The organism is Pseudomonas sp. GW821-FHT04C07, assembly GCF_059420325.1.
In genome coordinates this window covers 42,677-64,730 of record NZ_JBWKTM010000007.1, presented here as the reverse complement: position 1 = coordinate 64,730, position 22,054 = coordinate 42,677, and the positions used below count along the sequence as shown (strand labels likewise).

Annotated in this window: 17 protein-coding genes and 2 pseudogenes; 8 read left to right on the top strand and 11 right to left on the bottom strand. The window is 61.2% G+C overall.

Annotated features, from left to right (window positions below; genetic code table 11):
• The first annotated feature begins 3 nt into the window (after nucleotides 1-3).
• Nucleotides 4-942, top strand: coding sequence for a copper homeostasis membrane protein CopD (gene copD, locus AC07UI_RS14580; protein ID WP_494993153.1), 939 nt, complete (start codon nucleotides 4-6; stop codon nucleotides 940-942).
• 441 nt (nucleotides 943-1,383) lie between these two features.
• Nucleotides 1,384-2,202 (top strand): diaminopimelate epimerase, encoded by an 819-nt coding sequence (gene dapF, locus AC07UI_RS14575; protein ID WP_494993152.1) that lies wholly within the window; start codon nucleotides 1,384-1,386, stop codon nucleotides 2,200-2,202.
• Between the two features lie 45 nt (nucleotides 2,203-2,247).
• Here the strand turns inward: dapF and AC07UI_RS14570 are convergent.
• Nucleotides 2,248-2,406: pseudogene (locus AC07UI_RS14570) on the bottom strand (transposase domain-containing protein); the annotation flags it as partial.
• Between AC07UI_RS14570 and AC07UI_RS14565 the strand changes: the two are divergent.
• Nucleotides 2,341-2,712: a lactonase family protein gene (locus AC07UI_RS14565; RefSeq protein ID WP_494993151.1), complete on the top strand. Its 372-nt coding sequence runs from the start codon at nucleotides 2,341-2,343 to the stop codon at nucleotides 2,710-2,712. The pseudogene AC07UI_RS14570 and the gene AC07UI_RS14565 sit on opposite strands and share 66 nt — an antisense overlap.
• 50 nt (nucleotides 2,713-2,762) lie before the next feature.
• Nucleotides 2,763-3,470, top strand: coding sequence for a TerC family protein (locus AC07UI_RS14560; protein WP_494993361.1), 708 nt, complete (start codon nucleotides 2,763-2,765; stop codon nucleotides 3,468-3,470).
• Nucleotides 3,471-3,576: 106 nt separating this feature from the next.
• Here the strand turns inward: AC07UI_RS14560 and AC07UI_RS14555 are convergent, their stop codons facing one another.
• The 10 genes from AC07UI_RS14555 to bcsE form a co-directional block, all read right to left on the bottom strand.
• A complete protein-coding gene (locus AC07UI_RS14555; protein ID WP_494993150.1) occupies nucleotides 3,577-3,774 on the bottom strand; it encodes a hypothetical protein in 198 nt (65 codons plus the stop codon).
• Nucleotides 3,775-3,951: 177 nt separating this feature from the next.
• Nucleotides 3,952-7,446: a cellulose synthase complex outer membrane protein BcsC gene (bcsC, locus tag AC07UI_RS14550; RefSeq protein ID WP_494993360.1), complete on the bottom strand. Its 3,495-nt coding sequence runs from the start codon at nucleotides 7,444-7,446 to the stop codon at nucleotides 3,952-3,954.
• Nucleotides 7,447-7,451: 5 nt separating this feature from the next.
• Nucleotides 7,452-8,552 carry a cellulose synthase complex periplasmic endoglucanase BcsZ gene (gene bcsZ, locus AC07UI_RS14545; protein WP_494993149.1) on the bottom strand — a complete coding sequence of 367 codons (1,101 nt, stop codon included), beginning with the start codon at nucleotides 8,550-8,552 and terminating at the stop codon, nucleotides 7,452-7,454.
• A 3-nt stretch (nucleotides 8,553-8,555) separates the two neighbouring features.
• Nucleotides 8,556-10,844 (bottom strand): cellulose biosynthesis cyclic di-GMP-binding regulatory protein BcsB, encoded by a 2,289-nt coding sequence (gene bcsB / locus AC07UI_RS14540; protein WP_494993148.1) that lies wholly within the window; start codon nucleotides 10,842-10,844, stop codon nucleotides 8,556-8,558.
• Nucleotides 10,841-13,435 carry a UDP-forming cellulose synthase catalytic subunit gene (gene bcsA / locus AC07UI_RS14535; protein ID WP_494993147.1) on the bottom strand — a complete coding sequence of 865 codons (2,595 nt, stop codon included), beginning with the start codon at nucleotides 13,433-13,435 and terminating at the stop codon, nucleotides 10,841-10,843. Before bcsA ends, bcsB begins: the two co-directional genes overlap by 4 nt.
• Entirely contained in the window at nucleotides 13,432-14,154 is a 723-nt protein-coding gene (gene bcsQ, locus AC07UI_RS14530) for a cellulose biosynthesis protein BcsQ (protein ID WP_494993146.1), read from the bottom strand. Before bcsQ ends, bcsA begins: the two co-directional genes overlap by 4 nt.
• The gene (bcsR, locus tag AC07UI_RS14525) at nucleotides 14,151-14,387 is read right to left on the bottom strand and encodes a cellulose biosynthesis protein BcsR (RefSeq protein WP_494993145.1); all 237 of its coding nucleotides are present in this window, start codon (nucleotides 14,385-14,387) and stop codon (nucleotides 14,151-14,153) included. Before bcsR ends, bcsQ begins: the two co-directional genes overlap by 4 nt.
• The gene (bcsG, locus tag AC07UI_RS14520) at nucleotides 14,357-15,988 is read right to left on the bottom strand and encodes a cellulose biosynthesis protein BcsG (RefSeq protein WP_494993144.1); all 1,632 of its coding nucleotides are present in this window, start codon (nucleotides 15,986-15,988) and stop codon (nucleotides 14,357-14,359) included. Before bcsG ends, bcsR begins: the two co-directional genes overlap by 31 nt.
• A complete protein-coding gene (gene bcsF, locus AC07UI_RS14515) occupies nucleotides 15,975-16,175 on the bottom strand; it encodes a cellulose biosynthesis protein BcsF (protein WP_494993143.1) in 201 nt (66 codons plus the stop codon). Before bcsF ends, bcsG begins: the two co-directional genes overlap by 14 nt.
• A complete protein-coding gene (gene bcsE, locus AC07UI_RS14510) occupies nucleotides 16,172-17,713 on the bottom strand; it encodes a cellulose biosynthesis protein BcsE (protein ID WP_494993142.1) in 1,542 nt (513 codons plus the stop codon). The genes bcsF and bcsE overlap by 4 nt, the downstream gene beginning before the upstream one ends.
• A gap of 1,002 nt (nucleotides 17,714-18,715) precedes the next feature.
• Between bcsE and pcaQ the strand changes: the two genes are divergently transcribed.
• The 4 genes and pseudogenes from pcaQ to AC07UI_RS14490 form a co-directional block, all read left to right on the top strand.
• Nucleotides 18,716-19,645: a pca operon transcription factor PcaQ gene (gene pcaQ, locus AC07UI_RS14505; RefSeq protein ID WP_494993141.1), complete on the top strand. Its 930-nt coding sequence runs from the start codon at nucleotides 18,716-18,718 to the stop codon at nucleotides 19,643-19,645.
• Between the two features lie 103 nt (nucleotides 19,646-19,748).
• On the top strand, nucleotides 19,749-20,468 hold the full coding sequence (pcaH, locus tag AC07UI_RS14500; RefSeq protein ID WP_494993140.1) for a protocatechuate 3,4-dioxygenase subunit beta: 720 nt from the start codon (nucleotides 19,749-19,751) through the stop codon (nucleotides 20,466-20,468).
• A 12-nt stretch (nucleotides 20,469-20,480) separates the two neighbouring features.
• On the top strand, nucleotides 20,481-21,086 hold the full coding sequence (pcaG, locus tag AC07UI_RS14495; protein ID WP_494993139.1) for a protocatechuate 3,4-dioxygenase subunit alpha: 606 nt from the start codon (nucleotides 20,481-20,483) through the stop codon (nucleotides 21,084-21,086).
• Nucleotides 21,087-21,864: 778 nt separating this feature from the next.
• Nucleotides 21,865-21,981 (top strand): annotated as a pseudogene (locus AC07UI_RS14490) (DUF3079 domain-containing protein); the annotation flags it as partial.
• Nucleotides 21,982-22,054 lie beyond the last annotated feature (73 nt).

Sequence of the window (22,054 nt, the reverse complement as noted above, 5' to 3'; positions counted from 1 at the left end):
TTCATGAGCGACTCAATTAATATCGTGATTCGCTTTGCTCTTTATTTGGACCTGATGCTGCTGTTCGGATTGGCAATTTTTGGTGTGTACAGCCTCAGGGGAAAAGAGCGAATATCTGGCACGATCTTGAACTTTGAGTCGCTCCTTTTCGGTACATCCACTATCGGCGTACTTCTATCCCTTGCTGCTATGTTGCTGCTGGCAAAAGCAATGAGCGGCGTTTCAGGGTTTATGGAGCTTCATCACCATATCTTTCAAATGGTCCTTATGGGGACTGATGTCGGTTTGACCTGGATGGTCCGAATAGCTGCTCTGCTATGGGCAATTATCGCCGTCACATTGAATAAGCGCTTTCCGACACTCAGTCTCTGGATGGTCACCGCATGTGGAGCCATTGCACTGGCCACCCTGGCATGGACAGGACACGGTGCTATGGATGAAGGTAGCCGTCGCTATTGGCATTTCATTAGCGATATCTTCCATCTTTTAGCCGCAGGTGGCTGGTTGGGGGCTCTCGCGGCGTTCGCTCTGCTGCTGCGTTTGAAATCACTGAAGGGCGAGCAAGAGGCACGAATTCTTGCTCGGGTACTGACGGGATTTGAATCGGCTGGCGCGGTGATCGTAGTGATCCTAAGCATCACCGGTGTAGTGAATTACCTTTTTATCGTAGGTCCAGCCCTCGATGAGGTGATGCTGACCACTTATGGCATATTGCTGTTTTTGAAAATTCTACTATTTTCCGGAATGATCGTACTGGCCATTCTCAACCGTTTTCATCTAAGTCCGCTATTAGAACGATCAGTTAGAAATGGAGAGTATTCAGTCGCGGTCAACGCTTTGCGGCGTAGCATGACCTTTGAATTTTCAATGGCTGTGGTCATAGTGTGCCTTGTTGCATGGCTGGGGACTTTGAGCCCGGAGATGGAAATGAGCTCTGCATAGACGTTTGAATCGCCCCTGGTTTTGTAGGCACCTCCAAGCCTTGAAGTGAGGCCCACCAGGAGATGCCATGAGCACCAGCGTTACGATTCAGTGGGTGCATACTGGTAATCAATGGTTCTTGATCGACATCAACTTCATTGGCGTGCTGGCTCTGTAGGTAGAGGAACACCCATACGTTGCAAGGGGATCGGGCATGGCCAAAACTATTCCTTACATCCGAAGCACTCCTGGCGTGTCTGTTGGGGGGCGACAGGTACTGTTCGGCGAACTCCTTCGGTATGCGTCCGGCCAACACACCTTCTTGACACCGCCGCTTAAGGTAAGTGTCTGCCAAACACATCGGCCTCTCGAGCTTTCACACGGCTTGCAAATGTTATGCGAATGGGGCTAGATCGCCTTTAAACGTCAATTCACCACATGCCTCGTCGCCAGGATCTATTTATGTCGCTGAGTTTTCATAAAATGCACGCAAATGGCGATGACTTCGTTATTGTAGACTCGCGAAACTCGGCCAATCCGATGACAAGTACCATGGCTCGGCGAATGGGTGATCGGAACCGAGGAGTCGGATTCAATCAACTCGCGGTGGTGCTCGATTGCGATGATGCAGTTGCGCGCTTGATGTTTTGGAATGCCGATGGCTCCACGCTGGATGCTTGTGGCAGCGCAACGCGGGGTGCCGCGGATATGCTGATGCGCGAATCAAATATTACTTCGGTAGCGCTCCGAACCAACCGTGGTCTACTAACTTGCGAACGAACCTCAACCGGCGCAATTTCTGTCAACATGGGGGAGCCGCTTTTCGGCTGGTCGGATATTCCCCTGGCTCTGGAACTGGATACTGCTGTTTTGCCACTTGCTGGTGGCCCAACAGCGTGCAGCATGGGAAATCCGCACTGCACCTATTTTGTGGATGATCTAACAGCCGTTGATATAGCGACAATCGGACCGACAATTGAAACCAACCCACTATTTCCCCTCAGGACGAACGTGCATTTCGTCCAGATCATTAACCGAAAGCACATTCGGTTGCGCATTTGGGAGCGCTGGGGTGGTATTCCGCTCGGTTCAGGTTCCTGCTCTTGTGGCGCCGCTGTTAGCGGAATTCGTCGTGGCTTGTTAGACAATTCCGTTGAGGTTGAATGTGATGGCGGAACCGTAACGGTTCAATGGGATGGCGTAGGACCTGTCTTTCTCATCGGACCGGTAGAGACAACTTTTTCGGGAAATATCACGGATAGCTTATTACAAGTTTTATAGCTGCTATATCGTGATAAACAGAGGAACTAATCATTCCTTACATAATTAAGCCAGTTGCCATCTATGCGGCAGCAGTTCGGCAATCGCACGCTGCGTTGGCAGGCGCGTGAGGACGTCCTTCAAATAAGCATACGGATCATGCCCGTTGAGCCGTGCCGATTGGATCAAACTCATGATCGCGGCTGCACGTTTGCCGCTGCGCAGTTCACTGGTAACAGCCGCGCAGCAGCTATTGTGATGGCCCCCTCGGGTAGGCATTTGTACGCGTCCAACCGGGGGCACGACAGGGTCGCCACCTTCAGCCTTGAGCAATGCGGTTCCTTCAAAGCAGTAGGACATACGTCGACACAAGGCCGCACACCTCGCTTCATGAACATCACACCCGATGGCAGACGCCTCTTTGTGGCTAACGAGGAGAGCGACAACATCGTGCGTTCGATGTGGATCAGCAGTCGGGTGTACTCACTCCCAATGGGCAGTCGATCAAGACCGCCAGTCCAGTGTGCATGATCTTCAAAACCACCAGACCATCAGCTAACATTATCTCGGGAGCCTCCATTTTGTTAGAACTTCTTAACTCGCCAGGCATATGGCTTGCCATCGCTCAGATCATCGCAATCGACATCCTTTTGGGCGGCGACAATGCGGTTGTCATCGCTTTGGCTTGTCGAAAGCTACCTGAAGCGCAGCGCAATCGGGCCATCATTGGCGGTGCCTTGGGTGCGATTTTGCTGCGCATGGCAATGATCTTCTTTGCACTGCAACTGCTTGAGCTGCCTTATCTCAAACTGGTTGGAGCAGCACTGCTGGTATGGATTGGTATCAAGCTCCTGGTTCCCGAAGAGCAAGATGCTCACAGTAAATTTACGGCCAGTGCGCAGCTGCTCGGCGCCATAAAGACAATCGTTGTGGCGGATGCCGTCATGAGTCTGGATAACGTGGTGGCGGTGGCGGGAGCTTCGGGTGGGAAGCTTGAGCTTGTCATCTTTGGGATCGTGATCAGCATTCCAATCATCATCTGGGGCAGCAAGCTTGTCCTGCATTTCATGGATCGATTCCCGATAGTCATCAAGCTTGGCGCCGCATTAGTGGGATGGATTGCCGGTACCATGGCCATCACCGATATCGGCTTACCCTCGTCATCTTCCGCGCTGTATTACGCAGCCGGGTTGACGGGCGCGGTCCTGGTTCTGATTGCAGGAAGGCTGGTGGCCAAGCGCAATACATCGCACTCAGTAGAGTCTTCCGAATCCGGAAGGAGTGAGTAGCAATGGGACAGGATATTTTCTCTGTACGGGGCGAGTCAGCACCAAACGGTTGTCTGCGGGTTGCAATCAATCCGGGCAACCCTGTATTGGCGCAGGGAGACGAACTCTACGTCCAATGGTGCAATGAGCCCGGCAAGCTCTTTGAGATGCACTGCGACTTCTTCAGGCAGACCTCCAAATTGATGCGCAGCCCGCGCACGCCCAGCTTATGCATTTCTTTCAATCGCTCGGGTGAGACAGGTAAATCGAGCGCAGCGACCGCCCGCGCCCGGTCACTGTCCAATTGCTTGAGCGCATCGATCATGCAGCGATTGTCCCCTGCATAGGGGCTTGGCTGCACGAGCACTATTGGGGCTGGATAATCTCATAGCGATGTCCGCAAGGGCCGCTGCGGCGTTTTCGAACCCAGGAACCAGGGGCTCGAAAATCTGCAACGGCCTCGGACCTTCCGTTATCGGTTCGCCACCCATCGGCCTGACCCTCAGCGCCTGTCGGCGTAAGGCGCTATGGGTTCGACCGGCAACGGCAGGTTGCCTTGCCACGGGTCGAAGGTGTAACGCAGGTAGAGCAAGGCCCGGCTCGGCGCGTAGCCCTCGCTGTGCTGCCAGGTGATGCCGGAGCCCAGGACCAGGTTATCCGATAGCCTGCGTTCGAACAGGCCTTGCAGGCGGACGTTGACCCCGCTGCTACTGCTGCCGGCGTTGACCTGGCTGGCATCCTCGGCGAATACATCGCCGGCTTGCTCGATCAGCTCGCGCAACTTGTCCGCCCCGTGAACGGGGTAAAGATCGCTATCGCGGGTCTTGGCATAGGACCAGCCCACCGAGCTTTCCAGCAGCACTGACCAGTCGGCATTTCGCCAGGCATAGTTGAGCGGTACGCCGATGGAATAGTACTGCTGCGGGCTGTAGTAACCGCCCTGGCCCAGGCTGTACTCGCTCAGGTCCTTGTCGTAGCCCCAGTACATGAGGGTCAGACCGGTGCGAAGACGCTCGTCGGCGCGGTCGATCAGGCGGTAGTAATAGCCGGCCATGGCCGACCGGCGCTGGTTGTCGGCGACGTTCTTGCCCCGCAACCAGTGGGCGCCGAGGCTGGCCCAGACGCCGTCGACACCCCCTTCGTCATGACTGAGTCCCAGGGTGACGCCATTGGCGGTGACGCCCCCCCAGGTAATTCCGGTGATCGGGTCAACCGCGCCGGCATAGGACACCAGAGAGTTGCTCAGCGGCCGTCGCGAGGCCGTAAGGGACCAGCCGAGGGACCGCCAGTCACTGCTGTAGGTGACCCCGCCGAGCCAGTTCGGCACCTTGAAGCCTTCTGGCGAGTGCCCCAGATCCAGCGCCCAGCGCTCATTTTTCCAGCCCATCGCCAGGCCTGTGCCGCTGGTGCTTTCGGAGGTATCCGGGCAACCGCTGGTGACCAGTGCGCAGGTACCGAACTGCTGGCGGTGCAGGCCGTTCGCCTCGGTGGCGAAACTGCCGACATCCAGCTCGACCTGTTCTGCCTGTAGAAAACCCAGGCCTTCGGCAATCGGCGCATCCAGGCGCAGGATGGTGGTCTGTGTGGTCAGGTCGGAAATCCCCGACGACGAGTTGTCCGTACGCCAGGCGAAGTCATGGTAGAGGTGCACCGTCGGGTTCTGCGCCTGGTACAGGGTGTCCACGTCACTGCGCAGGCTGCGCGGCAGCCACTCGTCGGCGTCCTTCGCCCGGCTGGCCAGGGTCATGGCGCGATCGTCGCGTGGGGTGGCCTGTGCGGGATCGATCAAGCCGGCGGCGGCCATGCTGCGGGCATAGTTGTCCAGCGCCTGCTGGGGCTGCTGGCGGGACATCAGCCGCGCCGCGTCTCGATACAGCAGCGGATCGCTCTGTGGCGTCTCGAGCAGGCGGGCGTACAGCGCGCGCGCCTTGTCCGGCTGGTTCACCCCGGTCCAGGCATTGGCCAGGCGTCGCTGGTAGGCCGCCGGCGCATTCGCTGGCACCGCCAGTTCTTCCAGGGCGCGCTGCGCCGGCGCAGGCTGGCCGCGGGCAATCAGGGTTTCGATCAGGCCCAGCTGCGCCTCGGCGTTGCTCGGCTCGCGCTGCAGGACTTGCCGATAGTAGGTCTCGGCTTGCAGCTGATCGCCGCGCTGGTAGGCCCAGTCCGCCAGGGTCGCCAGATCGTCGGTGCTCGGCGCGCGCAGCAGCAGGGCGATCGCCTGCGGCTCGTGACCGGCATCACGCAGGGCCCGGGCCCGGGCCAACAGTTGGCGGCGTTCGACTCGGCTGGACAGGTCGCGCATATTGTCGTCCCACTGCGCCGCGGGAATGGCGGCCAGGGTGGCGAGAGTCTCGCTGTCGCGCCCGATCGAGGCCAGGTACAAACCGTGGGCGTAACGGGCCGGGGCATTGCTGCCCTGGCGCTGGATCAACTGGCGGAAGCTGTCTTCGGCCGCGCTGTTTTGCCCCTGTGCGTGCTGGGCATTGGCCAGGCGATAGGTCAGCCAGGGATCGTCCGGCGCCAGTGGCCGGGCCTTGAGCAGCACCCGCGAAACCGTCGGCCAGTCGGCGCGCCGGGTCGCGGCATCGGCCTGGAGGTTAAGACGGTCGAGCTCCAGGCTCCGGCGCAAGGCCGCAAATTCGCGCTGGGTGGCCGCCGGCAAGGTGTCGAGGTAGGCCTGGGCTTTTTCCGGCGCTTGCGCCTGGTACAGACGCACCAGGGCGCGCACCGCCTTGCCGTTGTCGGGCTGCAGCTTGCGCGCCTGCAACAGCAGGGCCTCGGCCTGAATGTCTTCGCCTTCGGCCAGGGCGATATTGGCCAGGCCCACCAGCCAGTCGGCTTCGTCGGGTTTGACCTGGCGCGCCTGTTGATAGGCCTTGCGGGCCGCTGCCAGGTCCTTGCGCTCCAGGGCTTCGTCGCCCTGTTGCAGCAACATCCAGTTGCGGTTGGCCAGTTGCAGGTCTTTCCACTTGCTGATCCAGGAAGTGTCCTGTTCCTTGCCCAAGGCCTCGGTGAACGCCGCATAGGCCTGGTCATGCTTGTTCTGGTGCATCAATGCGGTGCCCAGGAAGCCGATCAGGCTGGCATCGTCCGGGTAGCTGCGCGAAGCGCGGCGCAGGAGCTTTTCGGCGCCGACATTGTCGTTGGCCTCCAGCAGCTCCTTGCCTTTGACGCCGGCCTGCCAGGCCGGATCGCCGAGCAACTGGCGCTGGTGCTGCAGCTGCTTGTTTGCCTGGTTCTTGAAGGTCGAATAGGGGTAATACCGCTGGAAGTCTTCCCAGGCGCGAGCGGTTTCGCCGCTGACCGGCAGCTTGCTCAGGTAGTTGTATTCGCGCTCGGAGGCGAGGTTGCTGGTCTGGGGATCGCCAGCCAGCTGGTGCAGAATCGCCAGGGCTTCGGCATCGCGCTGTTCGGCGAACAGCAGGCCGGCGAGCATCTGGCGCAGCCCCGCGTTACCCGGGTACTGGCTGTCGAGGCTCTGCAACTGCTGGATCACCGCGGGGCGCTGGCCGCTGATGCCACTGCGCACGCCCCAGTATTCCAGTGCGCTGGAGAAGTCCGGCGGCTCGCTGCCGAACAGCTCCTGGTACTGTGCCACTGCTTCTTCGGCCCGTCCGGCAGCTGTCAGCAGCCGGGCTTGTTGCAACAGATGCTGACCGTCCTTGCTCTGCAGCTTGATCAGGGCCTGGGCCTGGCGCAGTGCCGGCGAACCCGGGGCCTGGCGGCGCAATTGCTCCAGGCGTTGCTCGACCAGCGGCTGGTTATGTTGCAGCAGGGCCTGGCGAATCCCGCCGACCAAGACCTGCGGATGTTGCGGAGCAATCGACTCCAGGCGCGCCAGCGAGTCGCGCACCAGGTCCTCGCGATACATCGCTTCGCCCAGGCGTACCTGTTCGAGCAGCCACTGTTGCTGTTCCTGGGGTGTAACCGGCTGAGCCAGCGCGGTGCCCGACAAGCAGCTCAACACCAACGTCCATTGCGACACGACTTTGCGCATGAGCACTACTTGCATGATGAAGTCCACGCCGGCAGCAGCCGGCCGTCCTTGTCGAAACGATAACGCTGTTGGTCCCAGCCTTGGCCGAACATCAGCAGTGATTGGTTGTAATAGGCGTCCGCCGGGGGCGGGTTCTGGCGTAGGCGTTCGCGTTGGGCCGCCAACGCCGCACCGCCTTCGGCTGTGCTGGCCAGCAGCGGCAACAGCGCCGCCGAGAAGCCAACCGGGCCGACGCCCTCTGCAGTGCCCTGGGCGACATCCACACGCTCCGGCGGATGGCCGAGCCGCGCCGTCAGCGCCACCATGGGTTGCACCTGCGCGAGCAACTCGGCCCTGCCCGGGACTTGAGGATCGAGCATGCCCAGCCAGAGGTAGACGCGGATCGCGTCATAGCTGCCGAGCGCGCCCTTGGCGTCCGCTGCCCAGCCTTGCCCGGTTTTCCAGACCACCCAGTCGGCGGGCTGGCCCTTGGGCGAGCTTTCCAGCAGCAGGCGCCGGGTACTGTTCGCCACGTCGTGCCACACGGGTGCGACCAGGGCAAAACGCGCCAGCAGTTGTGGCGGCAGGTAGCTGGGGTTGAGCCGCCAGCCGTCGGCGGATTCGAAGCCGGCATCCCCCGGCAACAGCATCAGGCCCAGCCCGGGCAGCGGGCGCAGGGTTTGCGCGGCGCTGCGCCAGAGCATGTTGCGGCCAAGGGTTTCATAATCCGGCCGCTTCCAGAGGCGGCCGGCCTCCAGCAGGCTGTAGGCCATCCACAAGTCGGCATCGCTGGCGTTGTTCGGATCCAGCACCTGCCAGCGACCCTCCTTGCTCAGGCCCCACTGCCAGGCGGGCAGTTGGCGGTTCAGGTCGCCGCCGGCGAGGTTGTCCCGGGTCCATTTCAGCAGCTTGGCGAAGCTGTCACGGTCGTTGCCCAGCAAGGCAAAGAACATTCCGTAGCTCTGGCCTTCCGAGGTGGTGATCTGCTGCATCGAGTGATCGATCACCCGTCCATCGGGGCTCACCATCGCCTTCTTGTAGCTCTCCCAGGCCGGCCAGGTGCACTCGGCGGCAGCCGCCAGACCCGGCAGGCTCAGGGCCAACGCCCATGCGATGGCGGCTTTCATCCCTTACTCCTCGTTCGCCAGTCGACGACGCGCGGCCCAGCGCAAGGCGCGCCACAGCAGGAAGGCGGCCAGCAGTACACTCAGGACCGCCATGCCAGCCAGCAGTACCGGATGTTCCGAGAGCTGGAACCAGAGCATCAGCCACCATGGCAAGTAGCCGACAAAGTACTGCTCGCCGACCAGCTGGCTGTTCACGCCGCTGCTCCGGATCATGGCCACGGAACCGGACACGGCGTCGATTTTCCCGTTATCGCTGAGGGTTTCGCGCAGCATCTGGTAGTCGGGGGTATTGGTGGCCAGCAGCGCGACAATGCTGCGCTGGCTATGGAAGGGCGACTGCATACCGACGATCGCCGCCATCGGGGCCTTGGCCGACACTTCGACCCGGTTGGCTCCCAGGTTGCGCTCATCGTTGATCTGCCCGGCCCGGGCCGAAGCCTGACCGGCGGCGGCATTCGATGCCTGTATCAGGGAGTCGAGGGTGTGGTCGAGCCACAGGTTGAGGTCCGGCTGATTGCGCAGGTCCGCGGGCAGGGCGCCCAGCACCAGCAGGTCGACGTCGGCTTTCCTGGCGTCATCCCAGTTGTCGCTCAGGTTCAGCGCCAGCGCCGGGAAGCCGGTTTGCGAGGAGATCTTGGCAACCGCCTCGAACAAGGTGCTGAGCTGGGTGGCGGTCGGATTGGCCGGCACCACCACCAGGGTCTCCGACAGGTCGGCCATGCGGCTGAACGGGAAGCCGCTGCGGGCGAAAGCGCGCAGGTCCGGCATGGCGATGTAATGGTGATAGCCCGACAGGTCGATGGTCGACTCATCGTCGATCAGAGCCCGGGTGTCCACCGGCAGGGAGGTCTGGCAACGGTCGCGCTGGGAGCTACCGAAGGTGCTGGCGAAACTGAAGTCGAAGCGGATGCTGTTGCGATCGCCGATTTTCAGCGCCGGTACCAAGAGGTGGTCGCTGGTGTTCGCCGACTCGTTGGACAGCACCGCCAGGCGCAGTTCTTCCAGACGGCTGTTGGTGTTACGCAGCAGCGGCAGGCTGGTGATGAACTGGTTGTTGAGGCTGATGTTCAGGCGCGACTCGTCGTTGGTCGACGGCGGCGTGTAGCGGTACTTGGTCTGCAGCGGGATGCCCTGGTTACGCCAGACGAACAGGTCGGGCGGCAGGTTGATGTCGAGGATGATCGGCCGCGGCAGAAGGCCGCTGACTTGCAACTGCTCAGGGTACTTGAGCAGTTCGGCGAAGCGCACCGGGCGATCGGTACGCATCCAGTTGGGGGCGTCGTAGGGTTTGCGCGGCTGCAACTGCTGGACGTTTTCCACCGTCACCCGCGAGCTGCGGAACAGGTCGCCGCCCAGGGCCAGGGCTCGGGCGGCCACCGCCAGGTCGGCGTCATTGCGCCCCATCACCAGCAGCACTTTGCTGTAGCGGTCGTTGGGGTTGTCGATCAGCTGCACCACCGGCGCTTGCACCAGCGGGAACTTCTCCAGGTCCGCGAGGAACTGTGGCCGATGATCGTTGGTGGCGAACACCACCGAAGGATTGAGGTTGTCCTGGTCCTGGCTCGCCGGCAGCTGATCGAACAGCACCGGGAACTGAGCGCCGCGCCAACCCGCCAGGCTGCCGAAGTAAGAGGCCAGGATGCCGGCGGCGCGCTGTTCGCCTATGGTCGGGGAGGCGGCAAACAGCAGGTTGATGACCGGCTTGCCATCGCCCAGTGCGTCGAAGAATGGCCTCGGGAAGTACGCCAGATCGTTCCTGGTCGCCAGTGCCTGTTCCTGCAGGGAAACCTGGCTGGCGCGGCTGACGTTGACCCACAAGGCGCTGTTGGCCGGGTCTTCGCACATGTCGGTGTAATGGCCAATGAATTCCAGACGCACGCGGTTGAAATCGGTGACCAGCCGGGGATCCAGGGCGATCTGCTGCGTGGTCTTGCGCCCCAGTTGTTCTTTCTCGATGGGCACCACGCTCATCAGGGTGTCATTGAGGTAGACCCGCATATGCGAGAGCGTCGGCAGCAGCGCCGGAGACGGGGTGTATTCCAGCTTAAGCCTGGCATCGCTGGCGATACGGTCGCGCCGCAGGGTGAACTCGATTTGATCGCTGTTGTGGATCCCCAGCAACAGGCTGTCGGCCGAACGCCCCAGCTGTTCGAAGGTGCGCGCGGTGGCCCAGCTCGGGGCTTTCTGCTCCTGCGCCAGAGGGGGAGTGACAGGCGCCGGGGCGGCCTGTGCGCAGGCAACGGCCAGGAGCGCCAGGCTGGCAAATAGAGATTTGCTGAAATAGCGGCTCATGATGCGTTCACCGTTATAGAAGAAGAGGAGGGGGAAGACGCCAGGGGCATACGCGGCAGGTAACTGCCCAGCCAGGCCAGCAGGCGCAGGAACGGACCGATCACCACTTGGGTCCAGGCCGGCAGGTATTCGTAGAGCCGGTAGTAACCCTTGGCGCCCAGCTTGAGAATGTCCAGGAAGCTGTGCAGCGGCCGGTCCTGGGCGAAGTCTTCGCCCCAGTTAATCCAGGCGTCGGCCCGGGCGAAGGTGCACTGCACGAAATCGATCTTTTGTTGCTCCGTGAGCCTGGTGAAGCTGATGCCCACGAAGTTCTTGTGGCTACGGCAGACCTCGCCGGGAAACAGGAACTCGCGCTGCCCACGCTGCATCAGCAGAGAAACGCGACCGCCCACCGGCAGCGACAGCGGCACATCCACCTGGAACCCGGCGCCGCCGTCGGAGTAGTCCACCAGCATGCCGGAGTAGAAGCGACCGTTATCCAGACGCACGGCCGCTGGCAGCTTGGACTGCACCCTGTGGGTCTGGCGCACCTGTCGCACTTCAGCGGCAATCGCCACCGCCGCACCGGTGATCAGCAGGTTGTAGATCACCCAGAGAGTGCTGACCAGCACCGTGCCGATCTCGGTCGCCGGGCCAGTGAGCAAGCGCCAGAAGGCGAATCCCAGGCCCGCCAGGTTCAGGGCCGAGAGCACCAGATAGGGCTGGGCGATCTTCCAGTCGAACTGGTTGTGCTCCATCAGGCCGCCTTTGGCGGTGACGTTGAACTTGCCTTTCTTGGGGTTGAACAGCGCCACGGTGGTGGGTCGGGCGATGTACCAGGCCAGTACCGTTTCGTAGACCTCACCCCAGAACGTCTGGCGATAATTGCCCTGCATCCGCGAGTTGGTCAGGCTGGCATGGATCATGTGCGGCAGCACGTACAACAGGATCATCAACGCCGGGGCGTAGATGATGTAGGCGTGCAGAAACAGGAAGGCCAGCGGCGCGGTGAGAAACAACAACCGTGGCAGCCCGGCCAGGAAGTGCAGCATCGCGTTGGCATAACAGATTCGCTGGAAGATCGTCAGGCCCTTGCCCAGCAAGGGGTTGTCGGTGCGGAAAATCTGCGCCATGCCGCGGGCCCAGCGAATCCGCTGGCCGATATGCGCCGACAGGCTTTCGGTCGCCAGCCCGGCAGCCTGGGGAATGCGCACGTAGGACGAGTTCCAGCCGCGCCGGTGCAGGCGCAGCGCGGTATGGGCGTCCTCTGTCACGGTTTCGACCGCGAAGCCGCCGATGTCCTCCAGCGCGGCGCGGCGCAATACCGCACAGGAACCGCAGAAGAACGCCGCGTTCCACATATCGTTGCCGTCCTGCACCAGGCCGTAGAACAGCTCGCCCTCGTTGGGCCGGCGACGGAACATGTTCAGGTTGCGCTCAAACGGGTCGGGAGACAGGAAGTGGTGCGGGGTCTGCACCAGGGCCAGCTTCGGATCGCGCAGGAACCAGCCCACAGTGAGCTGCAAGAAGGAGCGCACAGGGATGTGGTCGCAGTCGAAAATCGCCACCAGCTCGCCATCGATACGGCCCAACGCATGGTTGAGGTTGCCGGCCTTGGCATGCCGGTTATCGGTGCGAGTGATGTAGCCGACGCCGACTTCGGCAGCGAACTGGCGGAAGTTCTCGCGCTTGCCGTCATCGAGAATGTAGATGCGTAGCTTGTCCTGCGGCCAGTCGATGCCCAGGGCGGCGTAGACCGTACCGCGGACCACCGAGAGGTCCTCGTTGTAGGTCGGTATCAGCAGATCGACGGTGGGCCACAGCCGGGTATCGCGAGGCATCTGCGCCGGCTGGCGCCCCAGCGGCCAGCAGGTCTGGATATAGCCCAGGATCAACACCACCCAGGCATAGGTTTCGGCCGCCAGCAGCAACAGGCCGACGGTCAGGTCCAGCGGGTTGTTCCAGTTCAGGGTCGAGGTATAGCGCCACCACAGGTAGCGGCAGGACACGATGGTCGACAGGACGATCATCAACAGCGTCGGGACGCGCCCCGGGATGCGCCGCACCAGCATGGCCAGCGCCCAGAGCAGAATCACGAACACCAGTTGGGCGATGTAGCCGAAGGGTTCGGTGATGCACATCAGCATCAGCACCACCGCTACCACGCCCACACCGATGTTCAGCCAGCGCTGACGGCGAGGCTCAAGGCCTTTCCACCAGATCTGGCTCTGCCGCACTCGCCGGCTTTGCTGGACATGGCGCGGCAAGGCTTCAAGCAAGTGGCCCAAGCGCACGCCGAGCAGGCGTTGCCGCAGTCGCGCGGGGCGCGTCCAGCGCCGCCAGCTCAGCGGGCGGCGTGGCCGCAGCGGCTGCACCAGCAGCAACCAGATGCTTTGCACCAGCAAACGCAGCGGATCACCCAGGCTCGGCGGCTTGTTCGCCAACTGCGGATACCAGCGCTGGCGCTGCTCGCGCAACTGCTGCCAGCCCGGCGCCTCCAGGCGCAGGAACAGCCAGGCCAGAGCATTGAGCGAGGCCAGCCAAAGCCCGGTCAGAGGGGGGGTATCGTACTCGCGACGCAGGTAGGTGTAGGGAAACCAGCGGGCAATCATGCCACCTCCAGGCGACGGGCCAGGCACCAGGTCGCCAGGCTCAGCACGTCCTGGGCCGCCAGACTGCCCGGCGCATACAGCCCGACCGGGGTCTTGAACGCGAGCGACTCGCGCATCGCCTCATCGTTGTGCACGGTCAGGGACAGCAACCGATCGGCGTGGTTCTTGCGCCAGATCAGCATCAGATCGCGCTGCAACTGGCTACCGGGATCGAAACGATTGACCAGCAGCGGACCGCTCACCGTCTCTTGCTGTTGCAGCAGCACATGGCAGGCCGCGTCTGCTTCGGCGACCTGGATAGGGAAATGACAGGGGCCGGTGTTGCCGTGCCCGACCAGGCGCTGCGGCACATCGAACAGGACCCAGTCGTAGTGCTCGGCCAGGCTGGCCTGACGTCTGGCCCACAGGGTGTGGTCCTTCGCCAGGCGGCGTTCCATTTCAAGTTGTTCTTCACGGTCGAGGCGGCCATAGGGCAGCAAACTCAAATTTGGCGCCAGGCTCCAGGCCTGGTTGTACCAATTCTCGCCATTGAGCATGCCGCGGGCCCAGCCGCAACTTTCCACGGTCGCCAGGTTGAAGTACAGGCGCAGCAGGTTTTCCGGGCACATGTCGACCATCAGCACCCGCTCGCCCAGGCTGTGCAGGGCGTAGCCTATCCCCGCCAGCAGGGAACTGCTGCCGACGCCTCCACGCAACCCGCGCAGACTCAGCGATCTCACGTCCTCACCTCCTGTGGGGCCTTCAGTTGTGTTTCCAGCGGCAGTGCCTCTTCGAGCTCGGCCAATAGCGGCCAGCGCTGCAAGGCGCGGCGCAGTTCCAGTTCGGCGGAAATGTCCACGTACTCGAGGTCCGGCAGCTTCAGCTCAAGCTTCAGTCGGGCGATGTCATCGGCGCGCCCGTTACGGGCATGCGCCAAGGCACTCATTTGAAGCGCTGAGGGTAAGGTAGCCATGCACCTTTCTCCTTGATCCGGACATAGGGCTTGCCGGCGTAGTCGAGCACCACGGTGCCGGAGTTCTCGGACACCGCAGGGGTCTGCGGCAGATCGCTCAACAGCGCCTGCCAGTCCAGCCCCCGGCCCTCGGCCTGGGGAGCGGCGGCATACAAGCGGGCGATGATTTCGGACAAGGCCAGGTAACTGCTGGGTGCGCTGACATGCAGCGGCGCTGAATTCGCCGCGGAACCCATGCCGATCAGCTTGATGCCCACTGGCACGTGAGTGATCGAGGCGCTCGGAATCTCGCGCATGCCGGAGATCTGCATGCGGTCGCCATGCAGCGCCGCGCCGTGCTCGGGCACTATCACCACGGCCACGCGCCGACCGCTGCGCTCGAGTTCCTTGATAAAGGCCGTCAGGTCGTCGATCAGGGCCTGGGCGCGAGGCTTGTACTCGGCGCTCTTGGTGCCGCCGTCGGCGGTCAGCGCTCGGTTGCCGTCGTGCAGCGTGGTGGTGTTGTAGAACAGCGCCACGCGTGAATCCTGGTTGTTCTCGCGGTGCTGCCACCACTTGTCCAGGACTTCCCGGTCGCGCCAGATCGGCGAGCCGTCGAAGCCCACCAGCGCCCGCGACAGGTTTGAGGCGTTCACCGCCGGATTGGGCAGAGCCCCCTGGCTGCGGACTTCATCGAGGAAACCTTCGAACTGACCGGTGTGGTTGAGCATCACTTCGCTGGCAAACCCGAGCTTGCGCAGATCGTCCATCAGCAGGCATTGCTCCGGCGCCACGCCGTAGAGCTTGTTGTGCGGTTGCTGGCCACAGCTTGCGCGCAATAGGCGTATCGCCGCCGGGCCGCTGTAGGCGGTGGCCGAGTTGAAGTTGTCGAACACCACATCCATCTGCTGCAACAGCGGGTTGTCCCGCAGGCCCACGGCGTCCAGGTCGTCCCAGGCCATGGAGCAGATGTTGATCAACAGCAGATCGAACGGCTGGGCTGCCGAGGTCGAGGGTTTGAACTCGACGCGCCGGCCGGCCTCGGTTTCATAGAACTTCTGCAGGTAGTCGTCCAGCGTCGCGCTGTCGGGCTCGGCGTTGCTGACCACGGCGCTGGCAGAAGCCGTGCCGGGGTTCGCAGCCTGTTGCGCGGGCGCTTGCAACGCCAGCAGGTTGGCGCTGCCCAGCAACGCCAGCCAGCCCAGGGTCAGGGTGGTCAGGCGCAGCCACTGGCTGACGAACAGGTAGGCCACCACCACGATCAGCAGCAGCCCGCAAAGGTTCCAGTCGATGAAGCGACCGGCCAGCTCCAGTAGGTATGCACCGGTGAAGTTCAGTACGCCGGGTTGGTCCAGCAGGCGGCTGAACGGCGGCAGCCAGGAGTCCTGATAGAACAGCGCCACCCCCAGCGGCACGGCGATCAGCCAACGCAGAAGGCTCGCATAGCGATTGCGCAACGGCACCAGCAAGACGGCAGCGAACACCAGATTGGGCAGGATCTGCAGATTGAGGTAACCGCCCCAGAACAACAGCAACTTGATCAGAAAGTACAGGTTCCACAGGCCCAGACCCGGCCAGATCCACGCAGGTTGCGCGATGACGGGGATTTCAGGACGGCTCATGGGGCTTACTCTGGGTAGGTTGCGGGGGCGTACGCCGACGTACGCCACGGGATTTCAGGTAACGCGGGCGCAAGTAACGCTCAAGCCCGTGCCTGATACGCTGACTGAAACGGCTCAGCAGCATCGCCAGCGCCAGCGTCAGCAGGCTGCTGGCGGCAATCACCTGCAGCAACTCGGAATACATCATGCGCAAGGTTCCGTGAGCGAAAGGGTGATGCGGTGTGGCGTAAAGCCGGTCAAACCGACGGACTGCGACAGATTGTCGATGACCCGCTCATCCGCCAGCCGGAAGGTCTCGGGTAATTCGGTCGCCTCGATAAAGGCCTTGCGCGGCAAGTGATCCACCGACGGCAACGACTCGCAGGCGCTGAAAATATCGGCCCATGGCAGGCGGCATATATTGCCCAGGGCCGGCTCCAGGCCATCGGCGCGGCAGGCGAACAGAAACAGATAGAAGGTGCCGTCCAGCACACAAGCGATGTCGCCATAGCGGCGCAGGCTGATCTGACTCAGGTATTGCTCGATCTCGAGTCCGCCACGTGACTGCAGTTTCAGCAACTGGTGGCTGATCTCGCCCGAGGCGCCGCGGTACACCTGGTCCAGGGTTGCGATGAACGTGCTCGGCGTCAGCAGCCCGCGAACATGAGGGGGGCGCATGCGGTCGTACAGAGTCTGGAAATCAATGTCGCTGCGGTAATGCCAGAGTTGCCCCTGCACGCTATCGGTCAGGCTTAGAAAGTGCGCCAGCGAGGCCTTCAGCGGTACGATCAGATTGGCGCCGCAGGCCAGCAGTAGACGCTCGTCGCGGTAGCGCAGGCAGGGCTCCATTTCGCGAACGATGATTTTCAGTGCCGTTCCGCACTGATTGCGCAATTTGTGCAACTGACGGGCAAGGTCTTCGACCTGGTCGTTGCCTTCGATGGCCACGATCACGCTAGCGGCTCGCGCCTTGAGGGCGTGCAGCAGCAGCTCGTCGCGCCCCTCGAACAGTCGCCATTGCTGGGACAGCGGCGGTGCGCCTTCGAGTACGCTGCGCTGGGTCAGGTAGACGCGCTGGTCATCGGTGCGGATGGCTTGCGGGCTGCCACGTTGCGCCTGGCTCAGGCCAAGAACGCCGTCGGCCTGCTCCAGTTCGAACTCTCGGGCGGTGCACACGCCCAGCTCGTTGTGCCAGAAGTGCTGCTGATAGCGGATGCTGCCATCACGCCGATACAACTGCGCCAACCCCGACAACTCTTCGTTGAGGCCCACCAGTTCGGCATGCAGCGCCGGTTCCTGGCCGTGGCACAGGACCACCAGGGTACAGCGACGCTGGCGCAACCACTGGCGTACTTCTTCACACCATTGCTGCAGATGCCGGGCGTCAAAGCGCCGCCAGGCCAGGGCCGGTAATAGCAGGAGGATTTGACTGCCTGGGGTCCTGACGCCGCGATGCAACTCGGACGCCAAGGATTTCAGGGCCATCCCGAGATCATCGTCGGCTACTTCGAAGAGCCGCAGACGCTCCGGGCCAGACTCGCCGTCGAGGTTTTCCAGCAGGGCCCGGGGATCGCATCCGCCGCACACCAGTGTGGTTGGCTGGGCTTGCGGCAAGGCGCTCAGGAACTGAAGCGCAAGCGTCTGGGCATCGCTGTTCAGGTCGACGGAGACCCAGTACAGGCCTCCTTGACGCAATAACACTTGCTCATCCTGCAAATGCCGGATGCCTAAGCTGACATGACTCAAACTGACCTCTCCGTACCCGAAAAATGCCTTAAACCAACCGGGCCGAGAGCCCTATGCAACAATCGATCCTCTACCGCCTTCTTACCGTGAACCGGGTGTGCAACGGCCGCTGCAAAGGAGCTGTCATCTGGCCGGAAACCTCGAAAAAACCACGGACGTCCAGGGATGAACCCGGCGCCTGACATGACCTGAATCATCCTTGCTGCTGGACGGGCAGACCCGTTCATGTGCCTGTTGCCATATCGGATGCGACAACCATCCTCGGCGCTCGCCGGCACTCGGTGTCTGGCTCGTGTGACTTCTTGAACCATCCACGGCAGAGCCTCGGGGTCCCGTAAAGCCGGGACTCGCGGCGTGCAATCATCAAGTGTTTGTTTCGAGTAATGAATAACGTCCTTGTCATCTTTCAGCGAATTCTTCCTTGGCTATCAAGGCTTTACGGCAGTTATCGGTGAACTTCGCGGCTCAGGGCCGAGGGCGCTGTCAACGCGGCGCCTCGCTGGTGGGGCGCAAGTCCCATGCAACTCGAACCAGCCCTGTCGTCTCCAATCACTCAGTCGAGTGTCTTGTCTGAATACTTCTGTGTTCAACCGGGTGCACGGCAAATCAAGCTGCTGGTCCGTGCATTTTGATCCGGGTCCGGTACGCAATGATTGCCGCAAGTAGCGCAACGTACAGGCAGGTGCAACCAAGGTTTCGAAGCTTATCCGCTGCTTGTCGTGTCGGCTAAGCAAGTCGACAGCAGAGTTGATATCAAAATGATACCGCCAATTTTTTGAATTGTCCAAGCGTTACTTCGAGAATTGTCATTAAAAACAACCAAATGGCGCCATAAAAATGACGGTACACGCTCAGCTGGTCAACGCAACGTACTCTTTTCGCTCGTTGATTGGGGCACGGTAAGACTGGCGACTTGCAGTCCGGTCGTCAGGCAGTTGAGGGCACTGTAATATCGCCTGCAAACGTTTCGACGCAGTCGAGGCAACTTCACAGGGCTCTGTAGTGAACATCGACACCCGCGTCAAATTCCGTCACCTCGTATGCTTTCTTGAAATGGCTCGTCAGGGCAGCCTGGCGCGGGCGGCGGATGTGTTGGCAGTGAGTCAGCCGGCGATGTCGAAGACGCTCAAGGAGCTGGAGGAACTGCTGGCGACAAGCCTGTTTATGCGCAGTAAAAGTGGCGTGAGCCTGACCGAGGCCGGGGTCGCCTTTTTGCGTTATGCCGGACCTTCGGTGCAGGCGCTGCGTGATGGGGTGAATACCTTGCGCGGTGGCGAATATGCGGCGGGCAGGGTGCGACTTGGGGTGTTGTCGACGGTGGAAAGCTTGCTGGTGCCTGAGGTTGTGCGGCGTTTGCACGAGCGCCATTCGGCGCTGGTGGTCAGTGTGGTGACCGGGCCGAGCGCGTATTTGTTGTCGCAGTTGCGAGTGGGTGATGTCGACCTGGTGGTCGGTCGTATGACCGACAGTCCGGAGATTCAGGGGCTGACTTTCGAGCATCTGTACAGCGAATCCATGACCCTGGTGGTGCGCCCTGATCATCCCTTGCTGGCCGGGCCACTGGAGCGTGGCGCCCTGGAAGATTTCCCGCTGGTGCTGCCACTGGCAGGGACGACGATTCGCAAGTTTGCCGACAGCCTGTTCGTGCAATGCGGCATCAGCCAGTCGCGGCAGCGTCTGGAAACCTTATCCGTGACCCTGAGCCGTCGTTATGTGTTGTCCAGCGAGGCGATCTGGATCGCGCCGCTGGATGCAGTGCGCCTGGATCTGGCAAGCGGCGACCTGGTCGAGATCAATCCGGGGCAGCGCGAACCGGGTGGTTCAGTGGGGATTTCCAGTAATGCCAGCCTGCCGTTATCACTGGCGGGCCAGTGGTGTGTCGAGGTGCTGCGCGAGGTAGGGCAGGCGTATCGCGAAGGGTTTTATCCATAACCGTATGGTTATGTTTAAGTGGCTGTTTTTCAATATTCACGGTGGGTCTGTTGTTTGAAACTGCGAGGCACCCCCTCCGTCAATCAAACAACAGGAGATCGACATGTCTGATGCAGACAGCAGTCGCTTCGTCATCCGTGACCGAAACTGGCACCCCAAAGCCCTGACCCCTGATTACAAAACCTCTGTCGCCCGTTCTCCACGCCAAGCTTTGGTGAGCATTCCCCAGTCGACCAGCGAAACCAGCGGCCCGGATTTCTCCCACCTGAAAATGGGTCGGTTCGATAACGATCTGCTGCTCAACTTCAACAACGGTGGTTTGCCGGTGGGGGAGCGGATCATCGTTTCCGGCCGGGTCTGTGATCAATATGGCAAGCCAATCCCGCATACCCTGGTGGAGATGTGGCAGGCCAACGCCGGCGGTCGCTACCGGCACAAGAATGATCGCTATCTGGCGCCTCTGGACCCGAATTTCGGCGGTGTCGGCCGGGCCCTGACCGACCGCGATGGCTATTACAGTTTCCGCACCGTGAAGCCCGGCCCGTATCCATGGCGCAATGGCCCGAATGACTGGCGACCGGCGCATATTCACTTTTCCATCAGCGGGCCATCGATTGCCACGCGGCTGATCACTCAGCTGTATTTCGAGGGCGATCCGTTGATCCCGATGTGCCCGATCGTCAAGTCGATCGCCAACCCAGAGGCGGTACAGAGCCTGATCGCCCGGCTCGATATGGGCAGCGCCAATCCAATGGATTGCCTGGCTTATCGCTTCGACATCGTGTTGCGCGGCCAGCGCAAGACCCACTTCGAAAACTGCTGAGGAGTGACGCTCATGCCTATCGAACTGCTACCCGAAACCCCTTCGCAAACGGCCGGCCCTTACGTGCATATCGGCCTGGCTCTGGAAGCTGCCGGCAACCCGACCCGGCCTGAGGAAATCTGGAACCAGATGGCCAGGCCCGGCGCGCCAGGTGAACAGATTCTGCTGATCGGTCATGTCTATGACGGCAATGGCCACCTGGTGCGCGACTCGTTCCTGGAGTTCTGGCAGGCCAACCATGAAGGGGTTTATGACCCGGTCTTTGACTCGGAAAAAGCCTTCAACAGCTTCGGTCGGACCGCCACCACCTTCGATGCCGGTGAGTGGACGCTGAACACTATCAAACCCGGGGTGGTGAAGAACGCCGCCGGTGTGCCGATGGCGCCGCACATCAATGTGTCGCTGTTTGCTCGCGGGATCAATATTCACCTGCAGACCCGGCTGTATTTCGCCGATGAGCCACACGCCAACGCGACGTGCCCGGTGCTGAATCTGATCGAGCAACCGCAGCGTCGGGAAACGCTGATAGCGCAGCGTTGCGAGGTGGACGGCAAGGTGGCTTATCGTTTCGATATACGCATTCAGGGGGAGGGTGAAACGGTGTTCTTCGATTTTTGAGCCTGCATTGCGCCGAGCCAACGAAATTAACGAGCGATGCCGACTACCACACGGTAGACCTCGTTGTTTACAACGTTTCGAGTCGTCATGGTTTGCTTCGGATCAGGACAAACAGGAATGTTCGATCATTGGCATATTGTGCCATTGCACTTGCACAAGCATGATTTTTGCTTTGTGGATGATGGCAAATTGACGCTTTATCACCTCAAGGAATCCGTTGATGTTGATCCGCGTCAAGGTCGATCAGAGGGACGAGGCGTAACAATGCCGTGTGCATTGCCGTCCGTTGCACGTTCGTCGGGCAGACCAGCGTCGAAATGCGTAAGCAGGGGCGTGCCGCATTGGTGGCATTGGGATTCATGCGAGGGGTTTGCGTGTTGGCAATACAGACAGATGGGCATGTCACTCACTCGAACTGTTCCAGGCGCAGACGATCAACCATAAAAAATCGTCCTGATGGCTGGGGAGGGAGATGGCTAGCAAGTCAAACGAGACTTAGAGAGACACCGCTGGCCAAAGCCACGATTGAGGTCAGCACGACAAACCATGCCAGTGGCTGGATGACTTTTCTCATGACGACTCCGGGTAATCGAGGAGGGATCAAAGGTTTCTGTGGGTGTGCTCAGACTTGAGCAAAACCCGGGCCAGGCCCGGAGGTCCTTATTTATTGGGGCTGTCAGAGTGTGAGGTGAAAAAGACCATGAGGTTTAGGGTGAAAACACCCACTTAATGGTTATTTTTACCCCGGATGGGTGACCCCCTTGTGGGGAGGGTGCTTGCCGATCGGACGATGCATCCCGCCGAGATGATCGGCGACGATTGGTATCTGCATGGTGACTGGGGCATCGAGCCGCTCATCACTGCGGACAAGACTGTGGACGATGGGCATTGCTGAGTGAGTTGAAGGCCAGCATCTAGTGGCCTGTGTGGTTGGTTCTGTTAGTCAACTTCGGCGCCACAAGCCCCTA